The organism is Cryobacterium sp. TS_SC_7 (assembly GCF_056156285.1).
Genome location: NZ_CM149589.1, coordinates 969977 through 982979 on the forward strand (window position 1 = coordinate 969977; position 13003 = coordinate 982979).

Below are 13003 nucleotides of genomic sequence, written 5' to 3' on the forward strand. Positions count from 1 at the left end.
CCCGTCAGCCGTCCGGGCCGCTACTCGCCTTCGCGGGTAGGCAGGTACGGATCGCTCTCGCCGGCGTCGAACCGGTACCGCACATGCAGGCGGCCCTGCACGTCGCGCGTGTCGACCTCGTCGTACCAGAACAGAGTCTCGACGCCTTCGACGGCCGCCAGCATGCTGACCCGCGGGTCATGCTTGCCGTGGATCAGTACCCGGTTGTCGACCTGCCCGGCGAGGGGCCCGTCGATGAACTCCGCGGTGTAAAGAACGTTTTCAGCACCTTGATCAGCCATACGTTCAACCTAGCCCCTCGCACGGTCTGGCGGGCGACGGATGCCCGGAGTCCCCAGGAGCACGACCGTCGCCTGCTGCTCGGGCTGCTCCCGTGCGCGGTACGCCTCCCAATCGGCCTCCCACTCGTCCCAGTGCGAACGGAACAGCTCGCCGTCTCGGGCGAGGGCCCGCTGTTTGCGGATCCGGTCGTCGGCGCCCAGCCACACCCGGATGTCGCTCCGCGCCGTGTGCGCCGCAGCGAGGGTGCCGCAACCCTCCACGATCAGCGGACGGTCCGCGCGCACCGGATGCCACTCCGCCGGTTCGCCCCGCGACCAGTCGTAGCGCTGCCAGGCAGCCGGCAGACCGAGCGCCCGCGGCACGAGCACATGCTCGGCCAGGTGCACGGAGGCGGCGTCCAGCCCCTGCCAGCCGGGGTAGATGTCGTCCAGCCGCACCAGGGTGGGGCGGAACGCACCCGGCCAGGCGTCGACCAGCGCGTCGGCGAGGGTGCTCTTTCCGGCCCCGCTCGGCCCGTCGATGAGAACGACGGGCGTGGCGCCGACGGCGGCGAGATCCCGGATCACGGGGGCCAGCAGCATCCGTCGGTCGTGGAGCGGATCGGGGGAAGCCTGAGGCCTCTCAGGTGAGGACAAAATTCCAGCTTCCCGTTGCCACGGACACGCCCACCGAGAGCAGGGCCACGGCCAGCCCGATGCCGACCAGGGCCAGCTCCCGGCCTCGGAACGTGGACTCGCGGGCCCAGCTGCGCCGTCCCGGGGCGCCGAACCCGCGGGCTTCCATGGCGGTCGCCAGTTTGCTGCCGCGGCGGATCGACAGCACGAGCAGGGCGAACGCCTGACTGAGGAGCCGCCGCACGGCCCCGCCGTCCGCGATGCCGCGGGCCCGACGGGCCAGTTCCAGCGCGCGCCAGTCCTCGAGGAACAGCCCGACCAGGCGCAGCCCGGCCAGGCCTCCCAGCACGAATCGGGCCGGCAGCTTCACGACCTGGGCGAGGCCGTCGGCCAGATCGGTCGGGTCGACCGTCACGAACAGCACCACCGACGGCAGCCCGACGGCAAGGATGCGCAGGGTCGTCGCGATCGCGAGCTCCACCGACCCCTCGGTCACGTTCACAAGCCCGAACGCCCAGTAGACGGTTCCGGCCGACTGCCCGTAGAGCAGGGTGGTGACGCCCGCGGTGGGCGCGGCGATCCAGACCGGCAGTGTGCGCAGCGCGAAGGATTTCAGTGACAGGCCCGCCCAGAAGAACAGCACGAGCTCGCAGGCCAGCGCGACGGCGGCGGACACCCAGTCGATGGTGAGGATGAGCACACCCGCCAGCAGCAGGGCTGCCGCCAGCTTCGCCACCGGGTTGATCCGGAAGATGGCCCGGTGCCCCTGGGCGGGCGCGAGCAGGCTCATCGCGGCACCGCGCCCGCGGTGACGGCCGGAGCGGCCGCTCGCCCGGCCAACCGGTACTCCCGGTGCGCCACGGCGGCCACGAAATCGACGTCGTGGGAGACCGCGACCAGGGCGGTTCCCTCCCGGAGGAGTTCGTCGAGCAGGGCCACGATCTCCCGCCAGGTGCGCAGGTCCTGCCCGAAGGTCGGTTCGTCGAGCACGAGCAGTTTCGGCTGTGTGGCCAGTACGGTGCCCACCGACAGGCGGCGTTTCTCACCGCCGGAGAGGGTGAACGGATTCGCGTCCGCCAGGTGATCCAGGCGCAGCCGTTGCAGAACCTGGTCGACCCGGGCGGTGATCGCCGCCTCCGGCTGTCTGAGGGCGCGCGGCCCCACGGAGAGCTCCGCCCTGACGGTGGCCGCCACGAACTGGTGCTCGGGGTCCTGAAAGACGGTACCGATGCGGGTGAGCAGCTGGCGCGACTTCCAGCGGATGGGCTCGGGGCCGGCTCCGGCGGCGAACTCCGGGACGGCGAGCACCGCTCCCCCAGCCGGTTTCAGCAGGCCTGCGAGGGTGAGCGCGAGCGTGGACTTGCCGGCCCCATTCGGCCCGGTGAGGGCCAGCGCCGTCCCGGCCAGAACCTCCACCTCGATGTCCCGGGCGACGATCTCGGCCTTGGTTCGCGCGATGGCGAGTCCGGGAGTCCGCAGCAGCGTCGCCGTCCCGGCGGGAGCGTCCCGCCGGGCGGCGACCAGGCCGCTGCCCCGCCCGGGCACCCACACGCCCGCGGCCGCGAGCCGGTCCCCCTGGCTCGTCAGCACGTCGTCGGGACACCCGTCGGCCAGAACCCCTCCGGCCGCATCGAGCACGATCACCCGGTTGACGAGGTTCTGCCAGATCGCGACCCGGTGCTCGATCACGATGAAGGTCGCCTCGGAGCGCTCGAGCACCCGGGCCACGGATTCCCGCACCTCGAGAACCCCCTCTGGGTCGACGTTCGCGGTCGGCTCGTCGAGCAGCAGCAGCCCCGGCCGCATGGCCAGCACGCCGGCCAGGGCCAGCCGCTGCTTCTGCCCGCCCGACAACGCCGAGGTCGGATGATCCAGCGGCACGTTCAGGCCCACCATCGTGAGGGCATCCGTCACCCGGCGCCAGATCTCGTCGCGGGGCACGCCGAGGTTCTCACATCCGAACGCGACGTCGTCGCCGACGCGCGCCAGGATCACCTGAGAGTCCGGATCCTGCAGCAGCAGGCCGGACTGGCCGCGCGCGGCGCTCGGCTCGGCGCCGTTCACGAGCAGCTGACCGCGCCGCTCACCCTCCTCCTCCCCGCCGAGCACGCCCGCAAGGGCGTGCAGCAGGGTGGATTTGCCGGCCCCGGAAGCACCCAGCAGCAGCACACGCTCACCCGGCTCGATCCGGAGATCGACGCCGTCGACCGCCCAGGCCCGCCGCCCGGCATGCCGCCAGCCCCAGCCGCGGGCCACGACGGACGCGCCCGAGACGGATGCCGCGGCTTTCGGTGTCATGGAAGACCCCTCATACCCGGGTGCGGCTGGAGCGCCCGGCGGCGAAGCGCGACAGCGCTCCGGTGCGGGCGAGGCCGCGCATGGCGAGCCAGGACAGCAACCCCGCCACGACGATGCCGGAGACGATCGAGGAGGCGGTGTAGATGGTGATGAAGGGAGCGGCCGAGCCGGGGTACCAGAGCAGCAGGTCGTTGACCGCGAGGGCGAGCCCGGCTCCCGCTCCGGCCAGCAGTGCGACGTAGAGGCGGTAGTTGGCGTAGAAGAACAGCGCGAAGACCAGCTCGGCACCGAGACCCTGCACCAGGCCGGACACCAGGATGGTGGCTCCCCAGGCGGTGCCGCCGACCAGGGTCGACACGACCGCTGCGAGCAGTTCGGTGTAGATCGCGGCGCCGGGTTTGCGGATGATGAGGCCGCCGAGGACCCCGGCGAACAGCCATCCGCCGCCCAGCAGAGCCTGCAGGCCCGGCAGCAACGGGGTCAGCAGTCCGCTGAGCGGGTTGTACGCCTGATTCCAGACGATGAAGATCAGCCCGCTGGCCACACCGATGACGCTGGCGATGACGATGTCGACGACACGCCAGCGGTACGAGCGTGGCTGCCGGGATGTGGAGGGGGTGAGAAGGGTGGATGTAGCGTGCACTGGTCGTGCCCTTTCCGTAGATGGTTCCAGGGCACGGGAACGAGAAAATCTGCCTCCCTGCGCTGGCATGATCCAGATCAGGTTCGACGGTCGAAGCTTCCGAAGCTTCCTCTCAGCCCGGTTGACCGGACTCCCGTGTTCAGTTCGAGTATAGACCGCGGCCTAGACTCACGGGATGGGATCCAGGGCGTACCGGTGCAGCCAGGCCGAGTGCCGATGACGTTCGTCGTTCCTCTGCTCCTCGCCGCGCTGCTGCTCTTCCTGCTGCGTGTGCTCATCCGGCGCCGGCGACGCATGCTGCGCGGCCTGCCCGTGCGCGGTCCCTGGCACTTTCCCGCACGCTGGCGCGGCTGGCCCGGCCGGTGGTGGCACCGCCGGCGTGGGCGGCGACGCTAGCCCGAACGCGGTACGCTCGAAGCGGTGAGTCGGGAAGTCTGGTCGACAGTATTGTTCGTGTGCCATAAAACCCGATTGCCTGAGGCTCGTCTATGACGACACCACCACCATCCCTGCCTGCCGCCCCGAAGCAGAACGTCTTCCGCCGCGGCAGCTACCGCGAGTACCTGCATGTCGCGACCATCCTGCGCAAGGAGACCGTCGGCGGCGCACTTCTGCTCGTGGCGACCGTTCTGGCGCTGATCCTGGCCAACACGGGTGCTTCCGACTTCTACTATTCGGTGCGGGACTTCCAGGTCGGCTATGAGCCGTGGCACCTGAACCTGAGCCTCGGAGCGTGGGCGGCCGATGGACTCCTCGCGATCTTCTTCTTCATCGCAGGCCTCGAACTCAAGCGTGAGTTCGTCGCCGGCGATCTGCGCAGTTTCAGCCGCGCCGTCGTACCGGTCGCCGCGGCCGTCGGCGGCGTCGTCGTGCCGGCGCTGATCTTCGCCGCCATCGCGTTCAGCTCAGGGCCGGAGATGTTGCGCGGCTGGGCCATTCCCACCGCCACCGATATCGCTTTCGCCGTGGCCGTGCTGGCCGTGATCGGCTCCCGCCTCCCCAGTGCGCTGCGGATCTTCCTCCTGACCCTGGCCGTGGTCGACGACCTGCTCGCCATCGCCATCATCGCCTTCTTCTACTCGGGAGACCTCCAACCGATCCTGCTGCTGCTCGCAATCGTGCCGCTCGGCCTGTTCGCGTTCCTGGCCCACAAGTACTCCTACCTGCTCGGCACCACGAGATGGGCCGCGGGCGCCATCCTCTTGCCGCTCGGCTTCGTGACCTGGGCTCTCGTACACGGTTCCGGCATCCACGCCACTGTTGCCGGTGTGCTGCTCGGCTTCGCCGTGCCGGTGCTGCGCAGTCGCCGCGGCGGCGGGCCGGAGGCCGGCCCGGGTCTGGCCGAGATTCTCGAGCACCGCATCCGCCCGCTGTCGGCCGGGTTCGCCGTGCCGGTGTTCGCGTTCTTCTCCGCCGGAGTCACGATCGGCGGAGTGGACGGCCTGGCGACGGCGCTGACCGACCCGGTCGCGATCGGAATCGTCGTGGCCCTGGTCGTCGGCAAGCCGGTCGGTATCCTGCTGGCGACCGTGCTGGTCACCAAGACCACCCGCGGGGCGCTGGACCCGGATCTGGCCTGGGTGGACGTGATCGGGGTCGCCATGCTCGCCGGGGTCGGTTTCACGGTGTCCCTGCTGATCAGCGAACTGGCCTTCGGCCAGGGCAGCCCGCACGACGACCACGCCAAGGTGGCCATCCTGACCGGTTCGCTGCTGGCCGCCCTGCTGGCGACGGTGGTACTGCGGAGCCGCGACCGGCACTACGGGCGCATCGCCGACAAGGAAGCGCTCGACGCCGACAACGACGGCATTCCCGACGTGTTCCAGGCCGAGCCTGCTCGCGCCGGGCGCGGCACCGGGCACTGACCGCGCCGAAGCACAGTCGGCCGCCCGGCCGCCTCAACCGTGGAGGCTGGGCGGCCGGGCGGCCGGTGCTTTTCGCTGCTAGCGCTTCAGGGCGCGGATGATGCGCGCGATTGTCTTGCCGGCAACCCAGACGAACGGGATGCCCACGGCGAGCAGCGAGATGACGTTGGGTTCGAAACGCGCGGTCGCGCCGGACTTCACGTAGGCGCCGATCGGCAGGGACGCACCGCCACCGCCGCCGCCGGAACCGCTGCCGGTTGCCGCGGAGTCACCCTCGCCGCCGCCGAAGCCGTAGTAGACGAGGGCGACGGGAATCAGGGTCACGCCGTCCACCTGGACGGGATCGCCGTACGCCGACCGGACGCCGGCGGAACGGGAGATGTCTGCGAGTCGTTCTGGAAGGCTAGTCATGCTTTCAGGCTACCCCCTGTCGGGTTTGGGCTGGTCAGAGGGGCCGGCCGCGGGCTCGCGGGTGCCGGGCTCGCGGGTGCCGGGCTCGCGGGCGCTCGGCTCGAGCAACGATGCCGGTCGCACCGTGCCCCGCCCGAACCGGGCCGTCAGCGAGTCCACCGCCCGTTCCGCGCCGCGCCAGTCGTCGTCGGGGTCCCACAGGGCCACCCCGGCGCCGTCGCCGTCGCTGAGCTGTTCGACGCGCACACCGATCAGGCGCACCCGGATTCCCCGGGCCGCGAGCACCCCGAAACTGGCTGCCGCCTCCTCGTAGATGCGGCGGCCCACATCGGTCGGCTCGGCGAGTGTGCGCGAGCGGGTGACGGTACTGAAGTCCGCGTAACGCAGCTTGAGCACCACGCAGCGGCCGACGAGGCCGGCGCGGCGCAGCCGGGCCGCCACGGCGTCGGACTGCCGCAGCAGTTCGCTGCGGAGCCGGGCGACATCCGTCACGTCGTGTTCGAAGGTGACCTCGTGACCGACACTCTTCTCCTCGTGTTCCACCGTGACGGCCCGCGGATCTCTCCCCCAGGCCAGATCATGCAGCTTGCGCCCCGAGGCCTCACCCACGCTTTTCTGCAGTGCAGCCAGCGGGATGGCGGCCAGGTCACCGATGGTGCGCAGTCCCTGCCCGATCAGGGTCTGCTCGGTCGTGGCGCCGACCCCCCAGAGAGCGGCGACGGGCAGCGGATGCAGGAACGCGAGGGTGTCGTCGGCCGGCACCACAAGCAGGCCGTTGGGTTTCGCCCGGCCCGAGGCCATCTTGGCGACGAACTTCGTGCTGGCCGCGCCGACCGAGCAGGTCAGCCCGGTCTCGGCCACGACCCGGGCCCGGATCTGCGCCCCGATCTCGGCCGGAGAGCCGTGCAGGCGGCGCGCCCCTGCCACGTCCAGGAAGGCCTCGTCGATGCCGAGCTGCTCGACCAGGGGGGTGAAGTCGCCGAAGATGCGCATCACCCGGGCGGAGTAGTCCTTGTACCGGCTCATGTGCGGTTCGAGCACCACCGCCGAGGGGCAGCGCCGCAGGGCGATGGCCATGGGCATGGCCGAATTGACGCCGTAGCGCCGGGCGACGTAGTTCGCCGCCGTGACCACCGAGCGGCCGGAGCGGTGCCCCACGATCACGGGACGGTCGACCAACTCGGGGTGGTCGAGCAGTTCCACCGACGCGAAGAACGCGTCCAGGTCGATGTGAAGCAGGGTCGCCGTGCTGTCGTCGACCGCGTCGGTCGAGACCGTGCGATCACTGCCGTCCTGCCTGCCCATGGAGAGACCCTAACCCGGACCGGTGACAGGGCGCGACAGCCGGTGGCGCCCTGCTCGCGTTTGCGCTATCGGAGAACGACGCCTCCGCCGCAGCCGGAATGCGAGGCGGCGGACGCCGGTTGTACCGTTTGAAGAGTGTCACCGTTTCACCCAGAGCCACCGCACCACACAGGGAGTCCCATACATGCACGACTGGATCGCACTCCAGAAACTGGCCGCCGACGAGTTCGCCGCCCGCCTGCACCTGATCACCGAGTGGAACGCCTCCACCCCCGACACCGAGTGGACCGTGACCGACCTCGTGCGGCACGTGGTGCTCGAGCAACAGTGGGTCGCTCCGCTACTGGGCGGCCTGTCCGTGCTCGACGCCCGGCGCTCCCTCGCCCCGCTGGGCCCGGACCTGACGACGGAGTGGGCCACCCATTCGGCACGGGCAGCCGAAGCCTGGGCGGCGACACCGGCGGACGCCCCGGTGACCCTGTCGTATGACACCGTGACAGCAGCCGACTATCTGCGCGAGCAGGTCTCCGACGTCACGATCCATTCCTGGGACCTGGCCCGGGCCACGGATGCCGACGAGACGTTGGACGCCGACCTGGTCGCCGGGGTGTGGACGGTGTTCGAGGCGCAACGGGACACCCTCGAGGCCAGCGGCCTCTTCGCCTCGGCGGTGCCGGCCGATGAGAACGCACCCCTGCAGCACCGGCTGCTTGCCCTGACCGGCCGAGACCCGCGCCGGCCGTAGGCGGCGGCAGGGCTACCGGGTCACCTTCTCGGCCCCGGCGAGACCCGGTGGTCGAGCTTGTCGAGACCCGGTGGTCGAGCTCGTCGAGACCCGGTGCGCCGGCCTCGGTAGGGGTGCCACCGGCATCCGTCGTCGCCGACCGCGGTAACCTCGGAGATTTTCGCGACACGCCGATCACCGGGCCAGCAGAACCGGCGATTCCCGAAAATCTCCGCAGTTGCGTGACGACGGATCCACCGGGTTTCGACAGGCTCAACCACCGGATTTCGACAGGCTCAACCACCGGGTTTCGACAGGCTCAACCACCGGGTTTCGACAGGCTCAACCACCGGGTTTCGACGAGCTCAACCACCGGGGCTAGGCGATCGACGTTCCGAAGACGAGTCCGAGGAGGTAGGTGACGCCGGCGGCGCCGAACCCGATGATGAGCTGACGGATGGCGCGGCGCCAGGGCGGCCCACCGGACAGGAGCCCGACGGTGGCACCAGTGGCCAACAGCGCGAGCCCCACGAGTACAGCGGCGATGATCACCGCGGTGATCCCCTCGAAGCCGAACAGGTACGGCAGCACGGGCAGGATCGCCCCGGAGGCGAAGAAGCAGAAGCTCGACGTGGCTGCGCCGATGCCGGTGCCGATGGCTTCATGCTCGTCCACCGCCGGGGCCAGGCCGCCGGTCGCCCTGACCTCGACCGGGCCGGTGGCGATGGCCACTGTGCGCAGCACCTCACGCGCATGGATCTCTGCCTTCTCCGGAGACATCCCCTGCGCTCGATAGACCAGGGTCAGCTCGTTCGCGGCCAGATCGAGGTGGGACAGGACGCTCCGGGACGCCGGGTTCGGCGTGGACGCCTCGAGGAGTTCCCGCTGCGACCGCACCGACACGTACTCGCCTGCACCCATCGACAGAGCCCCCGCCAGGAGGCCGGCGATACCGGTGAAGAGGATGGTCGCGGCGGGCACTCCAGTGGCGCCGATGCCCAGCACCAGAGCCAGGTTGCTGACGAGACCGTCGTTGATCCCGAACACGGCGGCCCGGAAGGTTCCCGCCAGACGCTGACGACCGCGGGCGGCCAGCCCGCGCACGACCTCCTCGTGGATGCGCTCGTCGGCCGCCATGGTCTCGGTGGCGTCCGCGTCTGCGTCGTACGGTGAGCGGGCCTCGGCACGCTGGGCGAGGGCGAGCACGAACACCGAGCCGAAGCGTCGGGCCAGCAGTCCCAGGAACCGGGTGCGCAGGGCTCCGCGACGGGGCGGCCCGACCTGGTCGCCCAGCAGGCGTCGCCAGTGCGCCTCATGGCGACCCTCGGCATCGGCGAGGGCGAGCAAGATCTCCCGTTCCTCCCCGGAGCGACGCCCGGCCAGGTCACGGTAGACGGTCGCCTCGGCCCGTTCGTCGGCGAGATACCGTCGCCAGCGACGAATCTCCTGGGAAGACGCCGGACGTTCCTGCTCCACGACGCTCATGCCTCGGGGGCGGCGTCGAGTGAGCTCTGAGCGACCCGGGCCGACGCGTGCGGGCCCGATCCGTCGAGGCCGAAGAAGGGTTCGTCGAACTGCACGACCCACACGGCCTCACGCCCGGACACGGGGGCGTAGAGTGCCGCCCCGTCGAGTTCGCCGGCCGCCACGATCACGCCGCTCGGGTCCTCCGCGGTGGCGTCCGGATAGCGCACGCGGTCCAGGCGCACGACAACCTGCGCACCGACGCCGAGCGCGCCGGCCCCGGAAGCGGTGCGCCCGGTGGCGGGCCCGCGCCTGTTCCGCAGGCCCATTACTCGGCCGTTCCGGCCCGCTCCAGCACGAGCTCGCGCACACGGGCGGCATCCGCCTGTCCCCGCATGGCCTTCATCACGGCGCCGATCACGGCCCCGGCCGCCTGCACCTTGCCATCACGGATTTTCGCGAGGACGTCCGGCTGGGCAGCGAGAGCCTCGTCGATCGCGACGATGAGCGCACCGTCGTCGGAGACGACCGCCAGACCCCGGGATTCGACAACCTCGAGCGGAGTTCCCTCGCCGGCGATGACACCCTCGAGCACCTGCCGGGCCAGTCGGTCGGTCAGGGTGCCGGCCACGACCAGCTCGATCAGGGCCGCGACCTGCGCCGGCTGCACGAGCGAGTCGGCTGAGACGCCGGAGACGTTCGCGAGGCGGGCGACCTCGCCGGTCCACCACTTGCGGGCGGCCTGTGCTGCGGCACCGGCCGCGATGGTGGCTTCCACGGCGTCGAGGAGGTCGGAGTTGACGACATCCTGGAATTCGAGGTCGGCGAAGCCCCAGTCGGCCTGGAGCCGCTTGCGGCGGGCGGCCGGAGGCTCGGGCAGGGTGGCGCGGAGTTCTTCCACCCACTCCCGCGACGGGGCCACGGGGACGAGGTCGGGCTCCGGGAAGTACCGGTAGTCGTCGGCGTCGGACTTGGGCCGGCCGGCCGAGGTGATGCCGGTGTCTTCGTGCCAGTGCCGGGTCTCCTGGGTGATGGTCCCGCCCGCGTGCAGGAGCGCCGCCTGGCGCTGGATCTCGTAGCGCACGGCCCGTTCGACCGACCGCAGCGAGTTCACGTTCTTGGTCTCGGTGCGCGTGCCGAGCACGTTCGAGCCGCGCGGGCGAAGGGACACGTTCGCGTCGCAGCGCACGTTGCCCTCTTCCATCCGGGCGTTGGAGACGCCGAGCGCCTTGACGATCTCGCGGATGGCGGCGACGTAGGTGCGGCCGATCTCGGGCGAGTCGGCCTCACCGCCCTCGATCATCTGGGTGACGATCTCGACCAACGGCACGCCGCCGCGGTTGTAGTCGACCAGCGAGTAGTCGGCGCCCTGGATGCGGCCGGTCGCCCCACCCACGTGGGTGAGCTTGCCGGCGTCGTCCTCCATGTGGGCGCGCTCGATGTCGACCGTGACCTGGCGTCCGCTCTCCAGTTCGATCGTGAGCTGACCGTTGAACGCGATCGGCTCGTCGTACTGCGAGGTCTGGAAGTTCTTCGCCGTGTCCGGGTAGAAGTAGTTCTTGCGCGCGAACCGCGAGTACTCCGCGATCTCGCAGCCGAGGGCGAGCCCCAGCCGGATACTGGACTCGATGGCCTGCGCGTTCACCTGCGGCAGCCCGCCGGGCAGGCCCAGGCAGGTCGGGCAGGTGTTCGTGTTGGCACCCTGGCCGAATTCGTTGGCACAGCCGCAGAACATCTTGGTCTTGGTGTTGAGCTCGACGTGCACCTCGAAGCCGAGCACCGGCTCGAACAGCTCCAGGGCCTTGTCGTAATCCATCAGTTCGGCCTTCTTCATCAGATGGCTCCCTCTGTGCTTGTGAACGCGGCGCGTGTGATCTTTTCTGTCGACGCCAGGTCCGGCGCCTGGCTGAGGAGCGTGTGCCCCCAGGATGCTTCGAGCAGCGCCTCGACGGCCGCTCCGAAGCTGTAGAGACGGGCATCCATTTTCGCGGGCGCCATGATCTGCAGGCCCACCGGCAGTCCGTCTTCGGGTGCGAGACCCATCGGCAGGCTCATTCCGGGCACGCCGGCCAGGTTGGCCGGGATCGTGGTGACGTCGTTGAGGTACATGGCCATCGGATCGGCCATCTTCTCGCCGAACTTGAACGCGGTGGTCGGTGCACTGGGCGACACCAGCACGTCGACCTTCGCGAAGGCCGCGTCGAAGTCCCGCTGGATCAGGGTGCGCACCTTCTGCGCGCTGCCGTAGTACGCGTCGTAGTAGCCGGCGCTGAGGGCGTAGGTGCCGAGGATGATGCGGCGCTTGACCTCGGGGCCGAAGCCCGCGTCGCGCGTGGCCGCCATGACCCGCTCGCTGGTCAGGGGGCCGTCTTCCGGGTTGACCCGGATGCCGAAGCGAACCGAGTCGAAGCGCGCCAGGTTGCTCGACGCCTCAGCCGGGAGAATCAGGTAGTAGGCGGCGATCGCGTACTCGAAGTTCGGGGCGCTGACCTCGACGATCTCGGCGCCGGCCGCTGAGAGCAGCGCGAGGGTTTCGGTGAAGCGCTGCGAGACGCCGGCCTGGAATCCATCGCCGTTCAACTCCTTGATCACACCGACCCGCACCCCCTTGAGGGCGCCGTCGGCGAGGCCGGAGCGGGCCGCGGCGGCCATCGACGGCCAGGAATCCGTGAGCGACGTGGAGTCGAGCGGGTCGTGCCCGCCGATCACGTCGTGCAGCAGTGCGGCGTCGAGCACCGTGCGGGTGACCGGGCCGACCTGGTCCAGAGAGGATGCGAGAGCGATCGAGCCATAGCGGGACACGCCGCCGTACGTCGGCTTGACGCCGACCGACCCGGTGACGGCGGCCGGCTGGCGGATCGAGCCGCCGGTGTCACTGCCGAGCGCGAGCGGCGCCTCGAAGGAGCTGACCGCGGCCGCGGAGCCACCGCCGGAGCCGCCGGGAATCCGGTCGAAGTCCCACGGGTTGTGCGTCGGGCCGTAGGCGGAGAACTCGGTCGACGAACCCATCGCGAATTCGTCCATGTTGGTCTTGCCGAGAGGGATCAGTCCGGCGTCCCGCACGCGCTTGACCACGGTGGCGTCGTAGGGCGGAATCCAGCCCTCGAGAATCCTGGAACCGGCGGTCGAGGGCATGTCGATGGTGGCGAGCACGTCCTTGATGGCGATGGGCACCCCGGCAAGCGGTCCGAGCACCTCACCGGCGGCCCGGCGGGCGTCGACGCGGGCGGCGGCGGCAAGCGCGGCCTCGCCGGACACGTGCAGGAAAGCGTGCACGCCGGTGTCGATGGCCTCGATGCGATCCAGGTGAGCCTGGGTCACCTCGACGGAACTGACGGACCGATCGGACAGAAGCTCGGAGAGAGCGGAAGCGGACAGCTTGATCACGTTGGTCATG

14 protein-coding genes and 1 riboswitch are annotated in these 13003 nt (G+C 70.4%); of the genes, 3 read left to right on the forward strand and 11 right to left on the reverse strand.

The genetic code is table 11. The annotated features are described in order from the left end of the window. Positions 1-20: 20 nt before the first annotated feature. Genes AC0J5J_RS04560 through AC0J5J_RS04580 form a run of 5 tightly spaced genes read right to left on the reverse strand, consistent with a single transcriptional unit; the run spans position 21 to position 3837 of the window. Positions 21-281, reverse strand: coding sequence for a hypothetical protein (locus AC0J5J_RS04560; RefSeq protein ID WP_134425410.1), 261 nt, complete (start codon positions 279-281; stop codon positions 21-23). Between the two features lie 9 nt (positions 282-290). Further along, complete coding sequence (locus AC0J5J_RS04565; protein ID WP_134425411.1) at positions 291-863, reverse strand: nucleoside/nucleotide kinase family protein; 573 nt, start codon at positions 861-863, stop codon at positions 291-293. A gap of 40 nt (positions 864-903) precedes the next feature. Then, the gene (locus AC0J5J_RS04570) at positions 904-1686 is read right to left on the reverse strand and encodes an energy-coupling factor transporter transmembrane component T family protein (protein ID WP_474899726.1); all 783 of its coding nucleotides are present in this window, start codon (positions 1684-1686) and stop codon (positions 904-906) included. Next, positions 1683-3194 (reverse strand): ABC transporter ATP-binding protein, encoded by a 1512-nt coding sequence (locus AC0J5J_RS04575; protein ID WP_474899728.1) that lies wholly within the window; start codon positions 3192-3194, stop codon positions 1683-1685. Before AC0J5J_RS04575 ends, AC0J5J_RS04570 begins: the two co-directional genes overlap by 4 nt. A gap of 10 nt (positions 3195-3204) precedes the next feature. After that, on the reverse strand, positions 3205-3837 hold the full coding sequence (locus AC0J5J_RS04580) for an ECF transporter S component (RefSeq protein ID WP_474899730.1): 633 nt from the start codon (positions 3835-3837) through the stop codon (positions 3205-3207). 37 nt (positions 3838-3874) lie between these two features. Continuing rightward, a riboswitch (TPP riboswitch) is annotated at positions 3875-3985 on the reverse strand. A 68-nt stretch (positions 3986-4053) separates the two neighbouring features. Here AC0J5J_RS04580 and AC0J5J_RS04585 point away from each other — a divergent pair. Together AC0J5J_RS04585 and nhaA are read left to right on the forward strand one after the other, a co-directional pair. Next, on the forward strand, positions 4054-4233 hold the full coding sequence (locus AC0J5J_RS04585; protein ID WP_134425415.1) for a hypothetical protein: 180 nt from the start codon (positions 4054-4056) through the stop codon (positions 4231-4233). Between the two features lie 92 nt (positions 4234-4325). Then, a complete protein-coding gene (gene nhaA / locus AC0J5J_RS04590) occupies positions 4326-5702 on the forward strand; it encodes a Na+/H+ antiporter NhaA (protein WP_134425416.1) in 1377 nt (458 codons plus the stop codon). A gap of 78 nt (positions 5703-5780) precedes the next feature. Here nhaA and AC0J5J_RS04595 read toward each other — a convergent pair whose 3' ends face one another. Together AC0J5J_RS04595 and AC0J5J_RS04600 are read right to left on the reverse strand one after the other, a co-directional pair. Further along, positions 5781-6113, reverse strand: coding sequence for a hypothetical protein (locus AC0J5J_RS04595; protein ID WP_134425417.1), 333 nt, complete (start codon positions 6111-6113; stop codon positions 5781-5783). A 9-nt stretch (positions 6114-6122) separates the two neighbouring features. Beyond that, entirely contained in the window at positions 6123-7418 is a 1296-nt protein-coding gene (locus tag AC0J5J_RS04600; RefSeq protein ID WP_474899732.1) for a DNA polymerase IV, read from the reverse strand. Positions 7419-7602: 184 nt separating this feature from the next. Here AC0J5J_RS04600 and AC0J5J_RS04605 point away from each other — a divergent pair, with 184 nt between their 5' ends. Next, entirely contained in the window at positions 7603-8163 is a 561-nt protein-coding gene (locus AC0J5J_RS04605) for a TIGR03086 family metal-binding protein (protein WP_474899734.1), read from the forward strand. Positions 8164-8520: 357 nt separating this feature from the next. Here the strand turns inward: AC0J5J_RS04605 and AC0J5J_RS04610 are convergent, their stop codons facing one another. The 4 genes from AC0J5J_RS04610 to gatA are packed head-to-tail and all read right to left on the reverse strand — an operon-like array spanning position 8521 to position 13002. Then, positions 8521-9627, reverse strand: coding sequence for a VIT1/CCC1 transporter family protein (locus AC0J5J_RS04610; RefSeq protein WP_474899736.1), 1107 nt, complete (start codon positions 9625-9627; stop codon positions 8521-8523). After that, the gene (locus AC0J5J_RS04615; RefSeq protein WP_474899738.1) at positions 9624-9935 is read right to left on the reverse strand and encodes a hypothetical protein; all 312 of its coding nucleotides are present in this window, start codon (positions 9933-9935) and stop codon (positions 9624-9626) included. Before AC0J5J_RS04615 ends, AC0J5J_RS04610 begins: the two co-directional genes overlap by 4 nt. Next, positions 9935-11440: an Asp-tRNA(Asn)/Glu-tRNA(Gln) amidotransferase subunit GatB gene (gene gatB, locus AC0J5J_RS04620; RefSeq protein ID WP_474899740.1), complete on the reverse strand. Its 1506-nt coding sequence runs from the start codon at positions 11438-11440 to the stop codon at positions 9935-9937. Before gatB ends, AC0J5J_RS04615 begins: the two co-directional genes overlap by 1 nt. After that, the gene (gene gatA / locus AC0J5J_RS04625) at positions 11440-13002 is read right to left on the reverse strand and encodes an Asp-tRNA(Asn)/Glu-tRNA(Gln) amidotransferase subunit GatA (protein WP_134425423.1); all 1563 of its coding nucleotides are present in this window, start codon (positions 13000-13002) and stop codon (positions 11440-11442) included. Before gatA ends, gatB begins: the two co-directional genes overlap by 1 nt. Between the last annotated feature and the right edge of the window lies 1 nt (position 13003).

Excerpts from the sequence above, each read along its gene's own strand:
- AC0J5J_RS04565 (WP_134425411.1), bottom strand. The coding sequence starts at position 863 with ATGCTGCTGGCCCCCGTGATCCGGGATCTCGCCGCCGTCGGCGCCACG.
- gatB (WP_474899740.1), bottom strand. The coding sequence starts at position 11,440 with ATGAAGAAGGCCGAACTGATGGATTACGACAAGGCCCTGGAGCTGTTC.
- AC0J5J_RS04605 (WP_474899734.1), top strand. The coding sequence starts at position 7,603 with ATGCACGACTGGATCGCACTCCAGAAACTGGCCGCCGACGAGTTCGCC.
- gatA (WP_134425423.1), bottom strand. The coding sequence starts at position 13,002 with ATGACCAACGTGATCAAGCTGTCCGCTTCCGCTCTCTCCGAGCTTCTG.
- AC0J5J_RS04560 (WP_134425410.1), bottom strand. The coding sequence starts at position 281 with ATGGCTGATCAAGGTGCTGAAAACGTTCTTTACACCGCGGAGTTCATC.
- AC0J5J_RS04615 (WP_474899738.1), bottom strand. The coding sequence starts at position 9,935 with ATGGGCCTGCGGAACAGGCGCGGGCCCGCCACCGGGCGCACCGCTTCC.
- nhaA (WP_134425416.1), top strand. The coding sequence starts at position 4,326 with ATGACGACACCACCACCATCCCTGCCTGCCGCCCCGAAGCAGAACGTC.
- AC0J5J_RS04600 (WP_474899732.1), bottom strand. The coding sequence starts at position 7,418 with ATGGGCAGGCAGGACGGCAGTGATCGCACGGTCTCGACCGACGCGGTC.
- AC0J5J_RS04575 (WP_474899728.1), bottom strand. The coding sequence starts at position 3,194 with ATGACACCGAAAGCCGCGGCATCCGTCTCGGGCGCGTCCGTCGTGGCC.
- AC0J5J_RS04585 (WP_134425415.1), top strand. The coding sequence starts at position 4,054 with ATGACGTTCGTCGTTCCTCTGCTCCTCGCCGCGCTGCTGCTCTTCCTG.
- AC0J5J_RS04570 (WP_474899726.1), bottom strand. The coding sequence starts at position 1,686 with ATGAGCCTGCTCGCGCCCGCCCAGGGGCACCGGGCCATCTTCCGGATC.
- AC0J5J_RS04595 (WP_134425417.1), bottom strand. The coding sequence starts at position 6,113 with ATGACTAGCCTTCCAGAACGACTCGCAGACATCTCCCGTTCCGCCGGC.
- AC0J5J_RS04610 (WP_474899736.1), bottom strand. The coding sequence starts at position 9,627 with ATGAGCGTCGTGGAGCAGGAACGTCCGGCGTCTTCCCAGGAGATTCGT.